Below are 20,777 nucleotides of genomic sequence, written 5' to 3'. Positions count from 1 at the left end.
CATGGACCTCAAACGTGTCATCAGACATTTGTTCGTGACTCGCTGGCACGTGGATCGGGCCTTTCCACCTGACACGCTGCGCGCAATTGAAAAGGCCATCCAGGAAAGCCATCGCGCGCACATCGGTCAGATCCGGTTTGCTGTTGAAGGCGCGCTTCATATCGAGGCTTTATTGGACGGAATGTCGGCGAGAGAACGTGCTATCGATGTCTTTTCCGAATTGCGAGTCTGGGATACGGAACACAACAATGGGGTACTCATCTATCTGGTGCTCGCCGATCACGATGTGGAGATTGTTGCCGACCGCGGGGTGCATGCCAGGGTGAAGCCCCCCGAGTGGGAGGCCATCTGCCGGCAGATGGAGGCCGACTTCGCGCTCGGCAAATATCAGACCGGAGTATTGCGGGGCATCGAGCAGGTAACGGCGTTGCTGAAAAGACATTTTCCGCCTCAGCAGGAAAATCTCGACGAATTGCCGAGCAAGCCGGCCGTGCTTTGAGCACTTACCCACTCGCGCGGGACGATTTTGGCGCTCGTGCAAGGTGTTAAGGGGATCGCGCGTAGCCCAAGCCACCGCGACGCTGAATGTAACGTTCCTCACAGAGGAACGAAGTTGATCTGAAAGTCCTTTACCGACCCAACAAGGAGTAGCCATGAGCACCAATACTGTTAGCAAGATACTTTCTGAATTTGATGATCTCGCGTCGAAAAGCGACGACATAAACGTCCAGGCCTTGATTCGAGCAATGAAGCTTCATGCCGAACTGACGAATGCGAGGCTCTTGTCACTTGAACAAGCATTGCTTGCCTCATTGAAAAAATAAGGAAGCAGTAAGTTGGGGCCACGGCCGCAGGTAGGTCTTGCCGCCGCGTTTTCTGAATCAGTCAGCAGACTATCCGTCAGTCGAGTGTCAGCACCGCGCGGTCGTCGATCTTGTCGTTCTTCAGATTGGCGAACACGCTGCTGATGTTTGCCGGGCGCTCAGTGTGAATGCGCGCGCGTATCCCACCTTCGGCTGCAAGTTCAAGGGACTTCTGCAAATCCCGTCGCGTCCCGACGATCGATCCACGCACGGTGATGCCATTGAGCGCCGTTGAAAAGAACGGCAGCGGAAAGTTGCCCGGGGCAAGCCGTTGAGCACGACGGTACCGCCGCGCCGGATCATACCGAGCGCTGGAGCGAAGGCGCGGCGCGATACGGCGGTGACGAGCACGCCATGGGCTCCGCCGATTTCCTGACGCAGTCCCCGTTGATACAGGTCAAACGGGCCGCTCCGAATTCGGACACGATACCCAGGGACATATTCAACGGGGTAACGCTGTGGAGCACCACGCCGAAGTTCTGCGAGGAGGAACATGGCACCAGCACAGTCCGAGCTGGCAGGATCTTGCTGCGGTGCTGCTGGTGTTGGGCATGGTGATCCTGCTAGGCGTGGGTGCCCGGCAGATGGTGGGGCCGCTTGTGATCTCTCATCAATCGGGCATCTCGCTGGCTCCCGCAGCACTGCCACTCTATACGCTAAGGACGATCACGCGGATGCTGGCCGCGCTTGGCGCTTCGTTGATCTTCACTTTCACGTATGCCACGCTGGCGGCAAAGAGCCGCCGGGCCGAAATGGTCCTGATCCCGCTGCTGGACGTGCTGCAATCGGTGCCTATTCTCGGCTACCTGTCCTTTACCGTAGTCTTCTTTGTCTCGCTGTTTCCTGGCAATGTGCTTGGTCCGGAACTCGCTGCCATTTTCGCCATTTTCACCAGCCAAGCCTGGAACATGGCGTTCAGTTTCTATCAATCACTCAAGACGATTCCGATCAGTCTCGACGAAGCGAGCCGCAGCTTCCGTTTGTCCGGCTGGCAACGCTTCTGGCGCCTGGATGTTCCCTTCGCCATGCCGGGTCTCATCTGGAACATGATGATGTCTATGTCGGGAGGATGGTTCTTCGTCGTTGCCGCAGAAGCCATCTCGGTTGGCACTCTCCAGATCGAGCTTCCGGGTGTCGGATCGTACGTCGCGACGGCGATACAGCAACGCAGCCTGGGTGCGGTAGGCTGGGCGATCCTCGCGATGACGATCGCCATCGTGCTTTACGATCAGTTGCTGTTCCGGCCAATGGTTGCCTGGGCCGACAAGTTCCGCCCCGAGGATACAGTTGCGCAAACCGCGCCGAGAAGCTGGGTTCTCGATCTGTTTCGTCGCTCGAAAATCACTGCGCGCCTGAGCGAACCAATTGGAATGGGCTTGCACAAGGCGGCACGCGCCCGGTTAGTCCCGCCGGTCCATGTTCGTATCAGAGGCGGGGCGCCCCTGTACCGCCTTGCTGATGTCCTCTGGATGGCTCCCATCCTCGCCGCCGTCGCCTACGCCGCGTGGCGCCTCGCAAGGCTTGCCGGGGGCGCACTTTCGTGGAGCGATGTCTGGGTTGTCGCGACCAACGGGGGGCTTACGCTGGTACGCGTTGCATTCCTCGTTTTTTTCGCGTCCCTCGTCTGGGTGCCGATCGGCGTTGCCGTCGGCTTACGGCCCAGGTTGACGGCACGGGTCCAGCCAGTTGCGCAGTTCCTTGCCGCCTTTCCAGCCAACCTTCTGTTTCCCGTGTTCGTTTATTTCATCGTGCGCTTCGGTCTCGCGCCCAGGATCTGGCTCGTTCCGCTCATGATTCTGGGGACCCAGTGGTACATCCTGTTTAACGTCATCGCGGGTGCCAGTGCATTTCCGAGCGATTTGCGGGAAGCGGCCACCAGCTTCAGGGTGCGGCCCTGGCGCTGGTGGCGCGACGTCATGCTTCCAGGCATCTTCCCTTATTACGTGACAGGCGCGATCACCGCATCCGGAGGTGCATGGAATGCGAGCATCGTCGCCGAGGTGGTTAGCTGGGGGCCGACCAAGCTCAGCGCGGGCGGGCTTGGCGCCTATGTCGCGCAGATGACCGACGCAGGCGATTTTCGCCGTATCGGACTCGGTATCGCGATGATGTCGGTGCTCGTTATCCTCACCAACAGGCTGTTGTGGCGGCCGCTTTACGCCTTTGCGGAACGCCGCACACGGCTCGATTGAGAAAGACATCATGGACAGAATCGCGACCGCGACAATACACGTGCCGACCATTGCGTTCGACAAGGTCTGCATGGCCTTTGCCAAGCCGTCCGGCGAGCCCTTGCCCGTGCTCGAGAATATCGACCTGGCATTGCGGGAGGGGGAGATCCTTGGGCTGCTTGGACGCTCGGGGTCGGGGAAATCGACCCTGCTGCGCATCGCCGGCGGACTGATCAAACCGACCTCGGGGCAGGTGCTCTATCGGGGAGCGCGATTGACCGGCCCATCGGAGGGTATCGCCGTCGTGTTCCAGACATTCGCGCTTTATCCGTGGCTCACCGTCCTCGAGAACGTGGAGTTCGGCCTCGACGCACTCGGACTACCGCTGGACGAAGTGCGCCGCCGCGCGATGTCGGCCATCGATCTCATCGGGCTCGATGGCTTCCAGTCCGCCTTTCCGCGCGAGCTCTCAGGCGGCATGCGTCAGCGCGTCGGCTTTGCCCGGGCAATTGTCAGCGAGCCGACGCTGCTTCTGATGGACGAGCCCTTTTCGGCGCTGGACGTGCTGACGGCCGAAACCTTGCGAACGGATTTCCTCGATCTTTGGGTCGAACATCAACTCTCTACCAAAGCTGTGTTGATGGTGACGCATAACATAGAGGAGGCGGTCATGATGTGTGACCGGATTCTTGTCCTTGGAGCGAATCCCGGCCACATTGCAGCCGAGATCCAGGTCCCCTTGCCGCAGCCGCGCAATCGGCTCGATGCGTCGTTTCTCGCCATCGTGAACGAGATCTACTCGATTCTGACTTCACGCATGACCGAAGCGATCGACAGGCAAAGCCAGATCCACGGGGGATTGGCGCTGCATCTGCCGAACGTCTCGATCAATCGTATCGGTGGGTTCATCGAGAACCTGAGTACTCCATCTTATGGAGGACAAGCGAAGCTGGCGAAGATCGCGACACCTCTTGGCCTTAAGAGCAGCGACGTTTTCCCCATCGCAGTGGCTCTCCAGATTCTGGAGTTCGCTGATATCAAGGACGGAGCGATCAAGCTCACCACAGCCGGCCGCGTTTTCGCCCAGAGCGAGATGGATGAACGCAAGCGCCTCTTCAAAGAGCACCTGCTTCGCTTTGTGCCTCTCGTCACTCATATCCACCAGGTACTTGATGAACGCGAGGAGCACCGCGCGCCCCGGGAGCGCTTCGAGCTGGAACTTCAGGATCATCTGAACCGCAACGAAGCCGAAAATACGCTGCGAACTGCGATCGACTGGGGGCGATACGCAGAACTCTTCACCTATGACGACCGGACGCGAACGTTTGGGCGTGATGAAGCAAAGGAATAGTCGAAACATGGCCCCCCATATTCATCGTACGCATCGTGCGGGCTGGCTACGCGCTGCTGTTCTTGGCGCCAACGACGGTGTGTTATCGATGTCAGGTCTCATGGTCGGCGTGGCCGCGGCACAGACACAGCCGCACGGTATCCTGGTCTCCGGAGTGGCAGGATTGGTAGCAGGGATGCTGTCAATGGCTGCCGGAGAATATGTCTCCGTCAGCTCACAAGCTGACATTGAACGCGCCGACCTCGCAGTGGAGAAACTCGCACTAGAAAACGAGTACCCTCTGGAGCAGGCTGAACTGGCGGGTATCTACGTTCGTCGTGGCCTCGAGCCGGCGCTCGCGACTAGGGTCGCCGAGCAATTGATGGCTTTCGACGCGCTTGCGGCCCACGCGCGCGACGATATTGGCATATCGGACGCAATGACGGCGCGGCCGATTATTGCGGCAACGACATCCGCCGTGAGTTTTGCCAGCGGCGGTATCGTACCGCTGCTGAGCGCATTGGTTGCACCGGGAGCCACGCTCATACCTGTCGTTGCCACTGTTTCGCTTGTCTTCCTGGCTGTGGTAGGCGCTCTGGCGGCACACGCTGGCGGCGCACGCATCATTCCCGGGATGTTGCGGATGCTCGCGTGGGGCGCGATCGCGATGGGCGTCGCAGGCTTAGTCGGGACATGGTTCGGTGGGGGCGCCTGACGGAAACTCCGATTCCCAGTCCGGATTCGCCTCAGTGGCTGTATTCAAGCCTCGGAGATCAGGGTGAGTCGGAATATCGTGGCGCGGCATTTGGAATTCTCCGGTACTCCTATCAGGCCGTGGCGGTGGCTCCGTCGGCTCGTGTCACGCAAAGCCTGAAGTTCAAGATCAGTGCGGGCGTCAGTTCAGCCATCACGACCGTCGGTGCCGGTGCGGCGTATCAACGGCAGGGCAGGGCATGGCTTGCGCTGGCGACGGCTTGAGTACGGCGCCCCTACTGCGCCGCCGAAACCTGCCACACCCCACCCAGCGCTTGAAACAGCGCCGCCGTATCTGCGAACCGATCGGCCTGCGCACGGGTGCGGTCGAGCGCGGATTGCAACGCCTGCCGCTGCGTATCGAGCAAACCAAACTGGCTGACCCCGCCCGCCGAATACTGCGCGTGCGCGATGTCGAGGCTCGCCTGCGCCTGCTGCGCGGCATCATCACGCGCCTGCAGTTCATGCGCGTCGTTCTGGAGCGCTGTCAACGTATCCGCCACCTGTTGCAGCGCCTGCAGCACCGTCTGCTGATAGTCGGCGAGCGCTACATCGTAAGCCGCTTGCGCCGATCGCTTCTTCGCGCGCAATTCGCCGCCGTGGAAGATCGGTTGTGTCAGATTCAGGCCGACATTCCAGATGTTCAGCCCGCTCACCACGTCTTGAATACTGGTGCGCTCCGAGCCGATCCCCGCCGATAGCGCAAACTGCGGATACAGGTTCGCCGTCGCCACGCCGACATTTGCGCTTGCCTGATGCAGCAGCGCCTCCGACGCACGGATATCAGGCCGCTCGCGCGCGAGCGTCGACGGAAGGGTAAGAGGCAACGTCTCCGGCAGATGCAGCGAATCGAGGGTGATTTCGCCGAAATCCGCCTTAGACGGCGCAACGCCAAGCAGGATCGCAAGCTGATGATCGGCTTGCGCGAGTTGCGTCGCGAGCGGCGGCAACGACGCACGGGTTTGCGCGAGCAGCGTGCGCTGGCTGCGCACATCGAGCTGCGAGACACTGCCTGCTACATAGCGCCCTTCCATGATCGAAAGTTGCTGTGCCTGGGTGTCGGCGAGGCTTTGCGTCAGCGCGATCTGTTGCTGCAGCGATGCACGCCGAACCGCAGTCGAGACCACATTGCCCGCGAGCGAGAGCCGCGCCGCTTCGAATTCGAACGCCTGATAGTCGACTTGCGCCATCAGCGCTTCCAGGGCCCGGCGATTGCTGCCGAAGAAATCGAGCGCATACGATACGCTTACCGATGCGTTATACAGCGTGAACGGCCCCGGATTACGCACATTCGGAATGCCGAACTGCGCGATATCGATTTGCTGCCGCACACCGGATAGGTTGGCGTCGACGCTGGGGAATTCGCTAGCGCCAAATTGCGCGTTGTAGTTTTCGCGCGCCTCGATGAGTTTCGCGCGGGCTTGCGCGAGCGTCGGGCTCTGCCGCAAGGCCTGCTCGACCACACGATTGAGCGCGTCGGATTGAAACTGTGTCCACCACATCGCCGTGGCGTGCCGGGCAGCGTTGAACGCTTGCGACGCCCCTGCAGCACCGTTTGCGGCTACCGTCGCGGTGGGCTGTGCCTCGCGCGTATAGGTCCGCGTATCTGGCGCCGCAGGTACCTGAAAATCTGGTCCAACCGCGCAACCAGATAGCGCAGCGACGGCAACGAGAACGAGCGGTTTCATCGACCCGCCCCCCTAGTCAAGCGTGCGCCGATAGAAGCGCAGCGCAATGCCCATCACGACGACAGTGAACAGCGCCACCGGCCATACCGACGGCCACAGATCCACCCAGCCGTTCCCTTTGAGCAGGATGCCGCGAATCAGCCGGTTGAAATACGTGAGCGGCAGCAGACTACCAATGAAGCGCGCCCACGCTGGCATGCCCGCGAACGGAAATATGAAGCCTGACAGCAGCAGGTTCGGCAGAAAATAGAAGATCGTCAACTGCATCGCCTGCAGCTGGTTCTGCGCCAGCGACGACAGCGTAATACCGACCGTCAGATTTGCAGCGATAAACAGCAGCGCGGCCAGATAGATCGCAATGACATTGCCGAGGAACGGTACATGGAACACAAAGCGTGCCGCAGTAAGAATGATCGTCGCCTGAATCAGTCCGATCATCACGTAAGGCACGATCTTGCCGGTCATCACTTCGATCGGCAGCACAGGGGTGGCGAGCAGGTTTTCCATCGTGCCGCGCTCGCGTTCGCGGGTGATCGCGAGGCCGGTCATCATCACCATCGTCATCGTCAGGATCACGCCCATGAGGCCCGGCACCACATTGTATTGCGTGATGGCTTCCGGGTTGTACAGCTGGTGGACCTGCACGTCGAAGGCGGCGGGGCTGCCGTTCAGGTGCGCGAGCGGTCCGACAATGTCCTTGTCCGCGACCGGCTGCACGAGGCCGGGCAGGGCTGCGACGGCGGTGCTGGTTGCGGTCGGGTCGGTGGCGTCTGCTTCGACCAGCAGAGACGGATGTTCACCACGCAGCAGACGCCGCGAAAAGTCTTCCGGTACGCTCAGCACAAACTGCACACGACCCTGGGCCAGCGCGCGGCGGCCGGCTTCTTCGTTGGGCAAGGTTTCGACGATGTCGAAATAGTCGGAGTTCTTCATACCCGCGACGAAGCTGCGTGAGAAAGGGCTCTCGTCGCCCATGATGACGGCGGTCGGCAGATGCTTCGGGTTGGTGTTGATCGCGAAGCCGAATAGTGTGAGCTGGATGATCGGCACGCCGACGATCATCGCAAACGTGACGCGGTCGCGCCGCAACTGGCGGAATTCCTTCAGCACGACGGCCCACCAGCGCGTCAGCGAGAACAGGACGCGCGTGGTCACGATGGCGCTCCGTAGTTGTCGGTCGAATGGGTCATCAGGGAAATGAAGACGTCTTCGAGCCCGGTTTCGATGCGCTCGGCGCGTAACGCTGTACCTTCCGTGGCCTGTTTGACCGCGGACTCGAGCGCAGCGTGGTCGCTGCCGCTTACATGCAACGCTGAACCGAATACGACGGTCTGATCGACGCCGGGTGTCTTGCGCAATTGCTCCGTCAGTCGGCTCATGTGCTCGCCGTAGATGGCCCACGTGGCGAGGTTTTGCGATTCGATGATCTGTTTCGCCGTGCCTTGCGCGAGCAGTTTGCCGTAGGCGATGTACGCCAGCTTGTGGCAACGCTCGGCTTCATCCATGTAATGCGTGCTGACGAGAACCGAAATGCCGCGCGCGGCGAGCCGATGCAGTTCTTCCCAGAAGTCGCGGCGCGCGGCGGGATCGACGCCTGCGGTCGGTTCGTCGAGCAACAGCAATTGCGGCTCATGCAGCATGCACGCGGCGAGCGCGAGGCGCTGCTTCCAGCCGCCGGATAGCGCGCCCGTCAACTGGTTCGCGCGGCTTTGCAGTCCTAGCGATTCGAGCGCGCGGTCGACCGCCTCGCGCCGGTTCGGCATCTGATAGATGCGTGCAACGAAGTCGAGGTTCTCGCGGATCGTCAGGTCGTCCCAATAGGAAAAGCGCTGCGTCATGTAGCCGACGTTGCGCTTGATCTGCGCGCTCTCGCGCACGATGTCGTAGCCCAGGCATGTACCGGTGCCCGAGTCCGGTGTCAGCAGGCCACACATCAGGCGGATGGAGGTCGTTTTGCCGCTGCCGTTCGGCCCGAGAAAGCCGAAGATCTCGCCACGCGCAACCTGCAATGACACATCGATGACGACATGCTTGTCGCCGAAGCGCTTGTTGAGCTTCTGCGCGTCGATCGCGTATTGCGGCGCGGGCGAGTTCATTGCAGCGTGACCGCGACAGGTTGGCCAGGATGCAGCTTGACTGCGTCGGCGGTAGACGGATGGGCTTCAACCATGAACACCAGCTTCGCGCGATTCTCGTTGCTGTAGATCACGGGCGGCGTGTATTCGGCCTCGCTCGACAGGTAAGTGATCTTCGCGGCAACGTCCGCCGCACAGCCATCGCAGTGGATCGTCAACGCACGGCCAAGCGCGAGCTTGCCGACCACCGTCTCCGGCACGAAGAACCGCACCTTCACATTCTGTGGCGGCAGCATCTGCACGACCGGATTGCCGACCTGGACCCACTCGCCGACGCGATATAGCGTGTCGTACACGAGTCCTTCTGCGGGCGCACCGACGCGCTTCTGGTCGAGCTTCCATTGCGCCTGTGCGACGACTGCCTGCGCCGCGGCGACCTGCGCATTCTGTGTGGACAGTTGCTGCGTTCTGCCTGGCAGTAGCGCGACCTCAACCTGGCTGGTCAGCTCGTGGACCTGCGCCGCGGTGGCGTCGGCGTCGGCGCGCGAGTTGTCGAGCTGCGCCTTCGCGATGCCGCCCACGCGGAACTGCGCGTCGTCGCGCGTCAGTTGCAGCGCGGCCTTGCGGGCATTGGCGACGGCTTGCGCCAGCTGAGCCCGGGTGGCATTCACCTCGGGACGGCGCTTGCCGGTCTGGATGTCCGCTAGTTGCGCGCGTGCCGCGGCGAGTTGCTGCTGGGCTTGCTGGAGCGCGGCGGCTTCATTGACGGATTCGAGTGCGAAGACAGGCTCGCTTGCCGCGACGGTTTGTCCGCGCGCGACCGACAGTTGCGTCAGCGTGCCGGACTGCGACGAACCGAGATACACGAACTCGCCCTCCACGTACCCTTGATACGTGTTGTCGTCGTGATGCGAGCAGGCGGACAGCGTCAGTACAACGAACAGCATACATACGCAGGCGCGCAAACGTCGGGTCATGACTTGCTCCGTGAAGCAACGCGGCGCTTTGGCTGCGCCGCACGGGGTAGCGGCTGCATGCCGCCGATCAACAGCGCGCTCACATGCCGGCGCAACGCGTCGCGCTCGATCACGGGCAGACCCCGCACGCTTTGCCAGATCTTCGCGGTAGCGAGTGGCAACATCACCAGCGCGAGTATTGAGTTGAACAGCATCTGCGCTTCGAGTTCACTGTTGACGGTGCCATCCTGCTGAGCTTGCGCGACCCGAGCGCCAAAGCGCTTGATGTTATGGAATGGAATGCGCCGCAGCATCCGTTCGCGCAGCAGGCCGCCCTCGTTGACGATTTCCCGCAGCCACAACGGCGGCAACCACGGCATGCGCTCCGTCACATCGAACAGGCGCGCGACGAATTCCTGAGCAATCGCGAACGGATCGCCGGCGGTGTCTTCCGCCGCGGGCTGCCAGACGAACTCCGCTGCCAAGGCAAGCCGCTCCTCGACCACCGCATCGAGCAACCGTTCCCGATTAGTGAAGTAGTAATGGACTAGCGCTGACGTGACATCTGCCGCAGCCGCGATCTGCGCGACGGTGGTGGCGGCAATGCCGCGTTCGGCAAAGAGCCGCGTTGCCGTATCGAGCAGATGTTCTCGCACGTCGAAGTCTTCGACCGCTGGGCGGCGGCCGAGTGGCTTCGTGGGCGTGTGTTTTGCGTTCATTGCTTCACAGTAATTGATGAGTTAGTTAAATTCAAGATCGGGTGCGCCCTATGCTATCTGGATGTCTCTGACGGATGCGTTGCCGTATCTGTCTCGGGAATTGCAGGCAACGGCGCACAGATGGCCGATCTCGTCTTTATGCGTGAGTTGAAGAAATGACTGCGCTTCAATCCGCGCCAGGCGCTCGAAACAGGTGATGGACTATTTAGCGCCGTGAGCGGCAATCTGATCGCACCGACTTGGGTTGGTAGCCTGCTGTTCGATCTCGCCTTCCGTGTCTCGGTGGAAACGACAACTACGCTCGTCGGCAGGGATCGCCGTCTTTGTGTCGGAACGCGATATTAATCGCTGGGGTCATAGCGCGCACGCCGCAGTTGACGTCGACAAATACCATGTTCAGGTCAGTACGAAATCGAACACCGGAGCCCATCGAAGGCGGCAAAAGAAGCGGAAGTAAGCAGGAGGTGACGCCTGATAGCCGCGCATGCTGCTGATGTAATAGGCAGTTCAGTGGAGGCTGGCGCAGGTAAATCGATACGCACTTGATATAGGTCAACGAAAGCCCCGACATCACCGCTGCTGTCAGGAAAGCGTCATATGGGCAGTCGAGACTGGATCGCTCACCCAGACAAACGGCTGCCATGATGCAAAAGACCCAAGCGATCGCTGTGATGCGACAGAGCAACCCAATACTTGTTGGCAAACAGGCCCGGCGACAACATTGACCCACATCAATGGCCCCGGGTCTGTCATCGCATAGTCTGAAATTTGGGCAAACGGCTCGGCTATCGTCCTTCAGACGTCAAGTGCTGGCGCGTCTGCAGCACGGACACGAACGACGGTTCTAGAGAGTTTGGGAAGCAACCCGGACCGTTTGTAAAAGCCCGACCGGAGGACAAACTGGTCGTCGCGAAATCGTCACCTATTCTAGTCAGCGTAAAGCGTACGAAAGACCAATTGAGGAGGCTAGCATGCGCGCATCGGATGTAATGACCACGGCCGTCATAACGGTAAAGCCGGAAATGGCCGTGCGTGAAGTTGCCAGATTGCTTTTGGAACAGGGAATCAGTGGGGCACCGGTTATCGATGCAACTGGGAAAATCGTCGGGATGATCACCGAAGGCGACCTGATTCACCGGACAGAGGTCGATACCGAGAAGCCCACACGCTCTTGGTGGCTTGATCTGTTTTCGTCGGACCGTGATGCAGAGGACTATGTGAAGTCTCATGGCCTGAGGGTTAGCGACGTTATGACCTCAGATGTGATCTCGGTTGATGAGGCGACTTCTTTAAGTGAGGTTGCTAACTTACTGGAAACACGACGAATTAAGCGGCTTCCTGTTATACGGGCCGGGCAACTTGTGGGTATTGTCAGCCGAGCCAATCTCATCCAGGCGTTGGCCAGTTCATCGGAGGAGGATGTGTTGAATGAGGCGCCTACAGACCACGAGATCCGCGCGATGCTGATGGGCGAACTAACCGGTCACAGTTGGGCTTTTGCGGGCCGCAACATTGTCGTTAGCAACGGCGTTGTCCACCTGTGGGGCACGTTTCGCTCAAGGGAGGCGGTGGAGGCAGTGCGTGTTGCGGCGGAAGCGACTCCTGGGGTCAAGCGCGTTGATGATCACACTGAGGAATACCCGGTGGTCATTTCAGGGTTTTAAGGTTCGCAGGAGGAAGGGGAATAAAGGGTCTGCACGGCCTTCCGTAATTCACCCTGATCCGCGTACCGATCGGGTTGATGTGGCGTCGCGCCACCTTGCACGAAGCCGTGCTGCCGGTCCCAAGCTACTTCGACCGAAATGATTTCCCGGAGCATGACATGCGATCAATTGGACGTACGGGCTCAATGCGCGCCTTCAAGTCGGGCGCTCCAGGACCGTCCGCCCTGAACGCTCAAAATCTTCCGGCCATCGACCGCCGCGAACCGCCAGCATCAGCATCCAAGGTCTCGCAGGTCCTGTCGGCCGCCATTTTCGATGTGGACGGCGTTCTGCTCGCTTCGCCTCACGAGCGCGCCTGGCGAGAGGCGTTCCATGACTTTGGCGACCAAGCACGCTTTACCACGGCGATGTATCAGTCTGAGGTCGCGGGCAAACCGCGACTCAGCGGCGCACTGGCCGCCCTACAGGCGTTGGGCGTACCCAATGCTGAGAAACAGACCGCGGCGTACGCAGAGCGTAAGCAGACGCGACTGGAGGAACTGATCGGCGCAGGGTCTGTGAACCCTTTTCCCGACGCGCTGCGTTTCGTCCTGGCCCTTAGAGGATTAGGTTGGTCGCTCGCCGTCGCCTCATCGTCGAAGAACGCCAACGACATGATGCGGCGCATTTCCGTGGATCCTGATCACAGCCTGTTTGATGTCTTTAGCGCCAATGTCTGCGGTGTCGATCTGAGGCACGGTAAGCCAAACCCTGAGATCTTCCTGCGTGCTGTCGCGGAACTACGTGCCGCGCCCGCACAATGTTTTGTGGCCGAGGATTCGCCGGCGGGTATTGAAGCCGCCCGTGCAGGCGGAATGGTAGCGTTGGGGATCGCGCGGCTGGGTGACGCTGCGCTGCTTTGGGCGGCCGGGGCGAATCTGGTTGTGACTAGCCTCGATGAGATCGACATCAATGAACTCGCGCGCGGGCGCCTGTGCCGGAGATCGCCGTGAACGGGCGGGGGATTCTGGACCGAGCGTTGACGCCAAGCACCGACCCAGACTGGATCATCTCCGAGGCCGGCTACGACCCACTACGTGCAGCCAGTCGGGCATCGCGATTCGCAATCAGCAATGGCTTTCTCGGCGTGCGCGGCGCGCGTGCAATTCATCGCGGAGGCCGTTGGGTTGCTGTGTCCCATACGATGGTGGCTGGGCTTTTCGACGCGCTCGAGGAGGAGGACGCCATACCGCGCCTGGTGGCGATTCCCAACTGGCTTCAAACCCGGATCCTCCTCGGGAAGGAGCCCCTGGTACACGCAGAGGGTGACGAGAAATCGCAGCAGCGGATCCTGGATATGCGACGGGGCGCGGTGGTCGCTGTAGACCATCTTTCGAACACAGAGGGCATCAGCGTCCGATTACGGAGTCTGCACCTCACCTCGCTTGCCGAGCGGTCAATCGGCCTTCAACTCGTCCAGTTTGAGATAGAGCAAGCTGGTATCGAGGTCACGCTTGAGGCTGCCGTGGACAGCGTTGGCATGGGCCTGCTGTCGGAGCACGTCGAACAGGGTTTCGGCGTATGGCGCACGAGTTCTTCTGGCAAATGTGTGGCAATCGCTGCTGCATTGTCGCTGCGGATTGACGATCAGGATGTCGTGCCGACGGAATGCGGGCCGTTGCGTTGGTCCTGGAGTTGGAGGTCACAGCCCGGACAGACGATTTGTCTAGCGCGTTCGGTAGCTGTGACGCGCAGCGATGTTGAAGACGCCAAGTCCGGCCGCGATGCGCAGATCTCGCTCGACGCTGCGCAGAAACTCGGTTGGTCTGGCGTGGTGGCCGCGCATGAGGCCGCCTGGACGAGCCGCTGGCACGATAGCGACGTCGAGGTGCAAGGCGATCCGGCCGCACAGCGGGCATTGCGGTTTGCGCTCTATCATCTAAACGGCGCCGCCAATCCGGCAGACGAGCGCGTCTCGATCGCAGCTAGGGCGCTCACCGGCACCGATTATCATGGGCATGTATTCTGGGACACCGAAATTTACCTGCTCCCGTTCTACATTCTGACCTGGCCCAAAGCGGCGAGGGCGCTTCTCATGTACCGCTTCCACACGCTGGATGGAGCTCGCGCGAAGGCGACTGCAATGGGCTGGAAGGGTGCCCTGTATGCCTGGGAGTCGGCTGGTACCGGCGAAGAGGCGTGTCCTTCCCGGGTGATCGCACCGGATCGCAAGCTTGTCGACGTTCGCTGCGGCAAGCAAGAGCAACATATCAGCGCGGACGTCGCCTACGCTGTCTGGCAATACTGGGAGGCGACAGACGATGATGTCTTCCTGCGCGAAGCCGGAGCCGAGATCCTGTTCGAGACCGCCCGTTTCTGGTCGTGCCGGGCACAACTTGAGGGGGACGGACACTATCACATACGCGGCGTTATTGGTCCCGACGAATATCATGAATCAATTGACGACAACGCCTTCACCAATGGCATGGGGCGCTGGAATATCCGGCGTGCGCTCGAGGTGGCCGCATTGTTGCGCACACGTTGGCCGCAACGCTGGGTGAGCTTGTCAGCCTCCCTTGTCCTGAACGACAACGAACTGAAGCAATGGCATAGCGTTGCCGAAAGAATAACGACCGGATTTGATCCCCGGACCGGGCTCTTCGAGCAATTTGCGGGGTTTTTTGCACTCGAGGACATCGATCTCGGTAACTATGCGGGTCGTTCGGTGCCGATCGACGTGGTGCTGGGGCGTGAGCGAACGCAACGATCCCAGGTGGTTAAGCAAGCTGATGTCGTAGCCCTGCTGGCACTGCTACCTGACGAGTTTCCCGGCGACTCAGCGATGCGAAACTTTGACTACTACACGCCGCGCTGCGGGCATGGGAGCTCGTTGAGCTTCGCCATGCACGGGATTGTCGCTGCCCGGCTGGGTAACACTGAAGCCGCGTTGGATTTTTTTCATAACACATCGGCGATTGATCTCGACGATAACCACCCAACTATGGACGGTGGCGTACATATTGCGAGTCTGGGCGGGTTATGGATGATGGCGGTATTTGGCTTTGCCGGGCTATCGCTTGGGGGTGACCACCTCGCGCTCAATCCAAACTTGCCAGCTTCATGGCAGTGCCTTTCCTTTAGCGTGCAATGGCGTAACAGGCGTCTAAAGATCAAGCTCGTGCCTGCTATGCAAAGCCTCGAAGCGACGCTGGAAACGGGAGAACCGATGAAGCTTGCGGTAAGCGGGAAGGTCTTTGATCTAACTTCGCTGGAGACGCTTCGAATTGCAACAATTTCGAGGACCAGCATGTCGCCGGGCGAATCGAATGGATGATCGCTACGTCAGCGATGGTGGCTTTCCGCATATCATCCAGCTCTATAGCGGAGTTCTCGATCACAGTTCGACGCGGAAAAGACACTGAGGAGATGTGCTATATCGAACTCGACCGTTAACGACCAACGCGACTCCGCGCAGACGAGCTACGTTGCTTGCCGCCACGTTCCGCTGATAACCTGAGGCCACTTCGCCCGATAGCGTTACGCGGCCCTTCTCAACTGCGATCCTAACCGCTCCCTCTGTCAAACCGGCAATCCATCTAAGGACTGAGCGAGCAGCCGACGCGATCTCCTCGTCGGCCCGCTTGTCGCTGTCCGGAATCCGCACGTCGAGTCCGATGACGACCGCCTTTACTCCTTTTACACGCTGAGCCGCTCTTTCCGCCCTGATTTTGCTATGGCAGAACTTGCGACTTGCTGTCTGTCAATCTGGCCCTGCATTGCAATTTGCTGCCTCGGACCGACTGGTGGGAGCCAGCGAGGACATCAGAAGGGTAGTTCTCATCAATCGGCCCGATCGCCCAGTTAAGCGCGCAGACCACGGCCTCGTTGGGCGTGCGGAACGATTCCACGTCCTCGGACAAATACTTGCGATAGTCGCTCGATACTTCTTCGGGCCGCAAGTGGCAACGGGCGGCGACCGGGAAAAATGGGCCGCCGGCCTCGCGTGCCGTGGCACTAATAATGCATGACTTATAGTCGAAAACGCATGGAACTCTCTCCATGTTGAATGAGGCGGCACCAAATCAGGACGGCGGTTCGTCGTCGAAGCACCCACGTTCACGGCTCGTGAACGGCTGCGCAAGGGTCATTGCCGCACTTCGTTGTCCCTTTGGCGCTCGAGTTCTGTCGACTTCAACTCGTTCATAGCAGCGTCCTTGTCGGCCTTGCGGTTGATCTTCGCGTTGGCGACTTCTTCCTTGTATCGGGCCTTCGCTTCCTCGACGCTCGCATGCATCTGCTGTTTAGATGCCTTCTTCGACGCACGATATTCGGCGGCCGCCTGGGCATTGGCATTTCGCCGTTGCACGAAGGGGTCGGTCGGAGCCGGCGTCACCGGTCGCTGCGCAGGTGTCGGAACGCCAGCGGCAGATGCTTGACCGTTCGAAATACTGGGCGCCGGCACTTCGGCCGTGTTCTGATCGACGCGCTCCTGTTCTGCCATCGCGGGTCTGGTGCTCAAGGTATATGTAAGCGTCATGAGCGCAACCAACCCGCCGACCAATACACGAATTCGAACCTGAGTCATATAACGCTTGCTCCGAAAATATCCTTGTGTCCAGTCATGGCGCTGAGAGTCGCCATACCCTCGAGATTACTCACGCATGCGTGATTGTCGACCTGCCGTTTGGCAGGCGGAAGCGGGCCGCGATGTGTATCGCTTGCTTCAGCCGACGAGCCAGCGGGTATTTCATCACTGGCGAAGTACCCACTGAACGAGAACATGTGCATCGTCGCGCGAGAGCGGACCGCCGCCGCGTCCGGCGGCTGATGGCATCGGCATGTCTCCCCAGTGTGCCCGGCCGCCCAGCCGTAGCTTGCCTTCGAGCATGGCGCTGGCATCTGGCACGCGGCGATAACGTGCGGCGATCTGTTGAAAGGAGGGGGCGCGAAACGGTGTATCGACGGTGTGGCAAAACATGCAGCGTTGCTGGTCTAAGAGCGCCGTGGGTTCGCCCTCGGCGAACGCGCAGCCAACGCCACCGAGTAGCGTTGTGGCGGTGCCGAGCACGCGGAACAGATGCCTCATGTTTGGCCGATTCACGATGACACTCCAAGAAAGCCACGTTCTCGGCACAGCGTACGTGCGCAGAGGTCTGATATTGGGTTTCGCGGCTTCGATACCAAAGTTTAATGAAAATGACTTATTAATTTCGGTAAACGCAAGGTCCTGACCAGCACACCGCCACGTTGGATCAAGCGACGACATGCTTTCGAACCGATCATCTCTGATGTGGAGCACGACACGGCATGGGACGTTGCTGGCCCGCAAGGCAAACCGATGATGTGCCACGCCTGATATTGTGTGGTGTCGGCGACAACTTGCGCTAGCTGCTATTTATATTTGACATAATACAAATTATCAACATTTTTGATGTAGGTCCCAAGTTCAGATGTCGCGTTTCCGCTAAATAGAAATGTCGGGTTTGGGCGTAGTTTCATTGCCAGGCAAGCACGTGTGGAGCGTGGGCGATGAACACCAATGGGACGATCACGATGTCGATGCGTGAGTTGGATCGGTTAAAGGTCATTGATGCAGTTGCCGAGGCGCGACTCAAGCCCGGTCGTGCCGCAGAACGGCTGGGCTTAAGCGTGCGCCAGATCGAGCGACTGGTGCTGCGGTACCGCGCTGCCGGCGTGGCAGGTCTGGTGTCGGGCAAGCGCGGTCGCCCGGGTAATCATCAATTGCCTGGTGGCAAGGCCCAGCGAGCACTCGCGCTGATCCGGGAACGGTACGAGGATTTCGGCCCGACGCTCGCTTGCGAGAAACTGCGCGAATGCCACGGCATCGATCTGGCGGTTGAAACCGTACGGACGTTGATGATGGCCTCGGGCCTTTGGGTTCCGCGCAAGCAACGCCCACCCAAGATCTACCAGCCGAGAAACCGCCGTTCGTGCCTGGGCGAACTGATCCAGATTGACGGCAGCGATCATCGCTGGTTCGAGGACCGAGCGCCCGCCTGCACACTGCTCGTGTTCATTGACGATGCGACGGGACGACTGATGGCGCTGCACTTTACCCAAACAGAGTCGACTTTCAGCTATTTCGAGGCGCTGTCGAAGTATCTGGATGTGCACGGCAAGCCCGTGGCGTTTTACAGCGACAAGGCCAGCGTCTTTTACGTGAAGCGCCGCTCGGAGACGGCGGGCAAAGGCGTCACGCAGTTTGGCCGGGCGCTGTATGAGCTCAACATAGACGCATTTTGTGCGAACAGCAGTCAGGCCAAGGGGCGCGTAGAGCGGGCCAACTTGACGCTGCAGGACCGCCTCGTCAAGGAGCTCCGGCTGCGAGCTATCAGCACGCGTGAGGCTGCCAATGCGTACGCGCCCTGCTTCATTGCCGAGTTCAATCGGCGTTTCGGCAAGCCACCGAAGAGCGACTATGACGCGCACCGGCCAATGCGTGCCAATGAAGATCTGCGGCAGATACTCGCCTATCGCGTGCCGCGCAAAGTCACCAACGCGCTCACCGTGCAATACGACCGAGTGATGTATCTGCTGGAGGACTCGCCGGCCAATCGCACCTTGATTCATGAGTACATCGAAGTGGTCGAATATCCCGATGGCGCTGTGGAAATACAAGCCGATAAGCTTGCGTTGTCATGCACGCCGTACGACCGCATTGCGCGCATCGAACAAGGTGCGGAGGTCGAGAACAAACGTCTTGCGCAGGCGCTGGAGGTAGCACTTTGCGTACAGGCCAAGCGAGACGATCGTCGTGCGTCTGGGTCACCCTCGCGAACGCATCGCGGCGAGGAAGTTCTGGCTAAGAAAGCGCTCGTCGGGTTGAAGAAACAGCGCGCGCTTAACTTCGCCGACATCAACGAAGCCATTCTGAAAGTCAGCGCAAAAGCGATGAAGGAACGGGGGGCGGCTGCGCCGCCCCAACCCCAAAAGCCTTTCAACGATGAGGTCCATCGCCTCTATGGAGTGCTGAACAATCGCCTCTATGATCGCCGCTACCTGGCCGGCGACGAATACACGATTGCGGATATAGCGTCGTACCCCTGGACGGTCTCCTGGCAGCAACAAGGCATCGACCCGGCCGAATTCCCCCACTTCAAACGCTGGTTCGAGGAACTGTCCGAGCGGCCGGCGGTGCAACGAGGTTTGGCGGTGACGGCCGGAGAGCCGGAAGATCCCGCCAGCGTCACCCCCGAGGAACAGAAACGCCGCCGCAAGATTCTTTACAACCAGCGCGCCCGTCCTGCACCCTCGGTTTAAAGCGGCAAAGCCGCTGAGACATGCACGTCACGCCGGTCTCGGACAGACGATGCGTCAGCTCGTCCTGAAAACAATGGGGCATCGAGACGTTTCCATGCCGCCGCTTTTTCAACCCTTATTTTCAACCCTTACATCCGCGTCGGAAATTGCGTTGCCACGCTAGCGCGATAAGGTTCAACCGATTTCTTGTTAGATCAAACCGTTCGCCATTCTTATACTGGCTCGGGCGAGGGATTGATTTGTTCTTGATTCGTCCTTGAGTTGAATCGAGTGACTCAACCCCTTCGCCGTGCCGTTTCTTAGCGGCTCTCCTGGCGCTTGTGCGACAAACCAGTGAACGACTACCTAGTGAGCGACTAACCACCATGACAACGCCGAACCCTCGCAATGCGGATCACCCTATCGATCCGCAATTCATCAATCGCTGGTCGCCGCGGGCCTTTAGCCCGGAATCTATCGATAAAGCCACGCTGTTGACCTTTTTCGAGGCCGCCCGATGGGCGCCTTCCTCATATAACTCACAGCCATGGCGTTTCATCTACGCAACTCGCGATAGCGAGCACTGGACGCAATTCCTGGGCTTCCTGAACGACTTCAACCGCAGTTGGGCGAGTCAGGCGGCGGCGCTGGTCATCGTTCTTTCAAAGAGTACATTTGCCCCGCCGGGCGCGACGGACGAAGTGCCGTCAATCAGCCATTCTTTCGATAGTGGCGCCGCGTGGGGCTATCTTGCGCTGCAGGCAAGTCTGGCTGGATGGCATACGCACGGGCTAGCCGGGATTGAGCGGGACAAAATCCGGACTGCGTTGAAAATCCCGGATACCTACTCGATCGAAGCCGGAATCGCGATAGGCCGCCTCGGCGACAAGGCTTCACTGCCGGAGGGACTACAGGCGCGGGAAACGCCCAGTCCGCGCAAACCACTTGGCGAGATCGCCACCGAAGGCCGATTCGTAGGCTGACCGCAGTACAACCTAACCCAAGGAACTTTTCCCACGCCTCATCACGTCTACAAGCAAATTGAACGGACAGGCTCGTCAACGCAATCGAGTGATGACGCGGTGTCGGTTGCGCTGGCACGAGCCAACAAAACCTTACACAACATCGATTGGTTTCAAGTCATTGAAACCCGTGGTCATGTTGAAGGCGGCAAGGTTGCGCACTGGCAAGTGACGCTCAAGGTCGGCATTCGCCTCGACGAGTAAGTGCGGTTCCCCCGCCGCGCATGCTGAAGGGATCTTGCTGCGAAAGCGCTCTCATTGCGGGGCGCTTGCGTGCCTGTCAAAGCAATCGCCCTT

19 protein-coding genes and 3 pseudogenes are annotated in these 20,777 nt (G+C 59.9%); 13 read left to right on the top strand and 9 right to left on the bottom strand.

What is annotated here, in order from left to right:
• Position 1: 1 nt before the first annotated feature.
• Positions 2-499: a TPM domain-containing protein gene (locus tag ACSQ83_RS15405; protein WP_436228743.1), complete on the top strand. Its 498-nt coding sequence runs from the start codon at positions 2-4 to the stop codon at positions 497-499.
• 154 nt (positions 500-653) lie between these two features.
• Positions 654-824: a hypothetical protein gene (locus tag ACSQ83_RS15400; protein ID WP_436186874.1), complete on the top strand. Its 171-nt coding sequence runs from the start codon at positions 654-656 to the stop codon at positions 822-824.
• A gap of 76 nt (positions 825-900) precedes the next feature.
• Here ACSQ83_RS15400 and ACSQ83_RS15395 read toward each other — a convergent pair.
• Positions 901-1,244, bottom strand: a pseudogene (locus ACSQ83_RS15395) (zinc-binding dehydrogenase); the annotation flags it as partial.
• A gap of 77 nt (positions 1,245-1,321) precedes the next feature.
• Here ACSQ83_RS15395 and ACSQ83_RS15390 point away from each other — a divergent pair.
• Genes ACSQ83_RS15390 through ACSQ83_RS15375 form a run of 4 tightly spaced genes read left to right on the top strand, consistent with a single transcriptional unit; the run spans position 1,322 to position 5,342 of the window.
• Positions 1,322-3,055, top strand: coding sequence for an ABC transporter permease (locus tag ACSQ83_RS15390; RefSeq protein WP_436228742.1), 1,734 nt, complete (start codon positions 1,322-1,324; stop codon positions 3,053-3,055).
• A 10-nt stretch (positions 3,056-3,065) separates the two neighbouring features.
• Positions 3,066-4,385, top strand: coding sequence for an ABC transporter ATP-binding protein (locus ACSQ83_RS15385; RefSeq protein WP_436228741.1), 1,320 nt, complete (start codon positions 3,066-3,068; stop codon positions 4,383-4,385).
• Positions 4,386-4,392: 7 nt separating this feature from the next.
• Positions 4,393-5,079 (top strand): VIT1/CCC1 transporter family protein, encoded by a 687-nt coding sequence (locus ACSQ83_RS15380; RefSeq protein ID WP_436228740.1) that lies wholly within the window; start codon positions 4,393-4,395, stop codon positions 5,077-5,079.
• Positions 5,058-5,342: a YadA-like family protein gene (locus ACSQ83_RS15375; protein WP_436228739.1), complete on the top strand. Its 285-nt coding sequence runs from the start codon at positions 5,058-5,060 to the stop codon at positions 5,340-5,342. The genes ACSQ83_RS15380 and ACSQ83_RS15375 overlap by 22 nt, the downstream gene beginning before the upstream one ends.
• An 11-nt stretch (positions 5,343-5,353) precedes the next feature.
• On the opposite strand, the gene ACSQ83_RS15370 is transcribed toward ACSQ83_RS15375, so the two are convergent.
• Genes ACSQ83_RS15370 through ACSQ83_RS15350 form a run of 5 tightly spaced genes read right to left on the bottom strand, consistent with a single transcriptional unit; the run spans position 5,354 to position 10,555 of the window.
• Positions 5,354-6,805, bottom strand: coding sequence for an efflux transporter outer membrane subunit (locus tag ACSQ83_RS15370; protein WP_436186878.1), 1,452 nt, complete (start codon positions 6,803-6,805; stop codon positions 5,354-5,356).
• 12 nt (positions 6,806-6,817) lie between these two features.
• Complete coding sequence (locus ACSQ83_RS15365; protein ID WP_436186879.1) at positions 6,818-7,960, bottom strand: ABC transporter permease; 1,143 nt, start codon at positions 7,958-7,960, stop codon at positions 6,818-6,820.
• The gene (locus ACSQ83_RS15360; protein WP_436186880.1) at positions 7,957-8,901 is read right to left on the bottom strand and encodes an ABC transporter ATP-binding protein; all 945 of its coding nucleotides are present in this window, start codon (positions 8,899-8,901) and stop codon (positions 7,957-7,959) included. Before ACSQ83_RS15360 ends, ACSQ83_RS15365 begins: the two co-directional genes overlap by 4 nt.
• Complete coding sequence (locus tag ACSQ83_RS15355) at positions 8,898-9,857, bottom strand: HlyD family secretion protein (RefSeq protein ID WP_436228738.1); 960 nt, start codon at positions 9,855-9,857, stop codon at positions 8,898-8,900. The genes ACSQ83_RS15360 and ACSQ83_RS15355 overlap by 4 nt, the downstream gene beginning before the upstream one ends.
• Positions 9,854-10,555: a TetR/AcrR family transcriptional regulator gene (locus ACSQ83_RS15350; RefSeq protein WP_436186882.1), complete on the bottom strand. Its 702-nt coding sequence runs from the start codon at positions 10,553-10,555 to the stop codon at positions 9,854-9,856. Before ACSQ83_RS15350 ends, ACSQ83_RS15355 begins: the two co-directional genes overlap by 4 nt.
• Positions 10,556-11,526: 971 nt before the next feature.
• Between ACSQ83_RS15350 and ACSQ83_RS15345 the strand changes: the two genes are divergently transcribed.
• From ACSQ83_RS15345 to ACSQ83_RS15335, 3 genes are all read left to right on the top strand, one after another.
• Positions 11,527-12,219 carry a CBS domain-containing protein gene (locus tag ACSQ83_RS15345; protein WP_436186883.1) on the top strand — a complete coding sequence of 231 codons (693 nt, stop codon included), beginning with the start codon at positions 11,527-11,529 and terminating at the stop codon, positions 12,217-12,219.
• Positions 12,220-12,314: 95 nt separating this feature from the next.
• Positions 12,315-13,211 (top strand): HAD family hydrolase, encoded by an 897-nt coding sequence (locus ACSQ83_RS15340; protein WP_436228737.1) that lies wholly within the window; start codon positions 12,315-12,317, stop codon positions 13,209-13,211.
• 26 nt (positions 13,212-13,237) lie between these two features.
• Complete coding sequence (locus ACSQ83_RS15335) at positions 13,238-15,532, top strand: glycoside hydrolase family 65 protein (RefSeq protein ID WP_436228736.1); 2,295 nt, start codon at positions 13,238-13,240, stop codon at positions 15,530-15,532.
• A gap of 60 nt (positions 15,533-15,592) precedes the next feature.
• Here ACSQ83_RS15335 and ACSQ83_RS15330 read toward each other — a convergent pair whose 3' ends face one another.
• From ACSQ83_RS15330 to ACSQ83_RS15320, 3 genes are all read right to left on the bottom strand, one after another.
• The gene (locus tag ACSQ83_RS15330; protein ID WP_436228735.1) at positions 15,593-15,862 is read right to left on the bottom strand and encodes a BON domain-containing protein; all 270 of its coding nucleotides are present in this window, start codon (positions 15,860-15,862) and stop codon (positions 15,593-15,595) included.
• A 480-nt stretch (positions 15,863-16,342) separates the two neighbouring features.
• Entirely contained in the window at positions 16,343-16,783 is a 441-nt protein-coding gene (locus ACSQ83_RS15325; RefSeq protein WP_436228734.1) for a hypothetical protein, read from the bottom strand.
• Between the two features lie 165 nt (positions 16,784-16,948).
• Complete coding sequence (locus tag ACSQ83_RS15320) at positions 16,949-17,284, bottom strand: c-type cytochrome (protein ID WP_436228852.1); 336 nt, start codon at positions 17,282-17,284, stop codon at positions 16,949-16,951.
• Between the two features lie 443 nt (positions 17,285-17,727).
• On the opposite strand from ACSQ83_RS15320, the pseudogene ACSQ83_RS15315 reads away from it, so the two are divergent.
• From ACSQ83_RS15315 to ACSQ83_RS15300, 4 genes and pseudogenes are all read left to right on the top strand, one after another.
• A pseudogene (locus ACSQ83_RS15315) lies at positions 17,728-19,110 on the top strand (ISNCY family transposase); the annotation flags it as partial.
• Positions 19,111-19,479, top strand: coding sequence for a glutathione binding-like protein (locus ACSQ83_RS15310; RefSeq protein WP_436228851.1), 369 nt, complete (start codon positions 19,111-19,113; stop codon positions 19,477-19,479).
• A gap of 365 nt (positions 19,480-19,844) precedes the next feature.
• Positions 19,845-20,441, top strand: coding sequence for a nitroreductase family protein (locus tag ACSQ83_RS15305; protein ID WP_436228733.1), 597 nt, complete (start codon positions 19,845-19,847; stop codon positions 20,439-20,441).
• A 42-nt stretch (positions 20,442-20,483) separates the two neighbouring features.
• A pseudogene (locus ACSQ83_RS15300) lies at positions 20,484-20,684 on the top strand (dodecin); the annotation flags it as partial.
• Positions 20,685-20,777: the final 93 nt, after the last annotated feature.

The sequence above is a fragment of the Caballeronia sp. LjRoot29 genome, assembly GCF_964252755.1.
In the GTDB taxonomy this organism is placed as follows: Bacteria; Pseudomonadota; Gammaproteobacteria; order Burkholderiales; family Burkholderiaceae; genus Caballeronia.
Note: the sequence above shows the minus strand (reverse complement) of the source record. Positions and strands in the feature narration are given on the sequence as shown.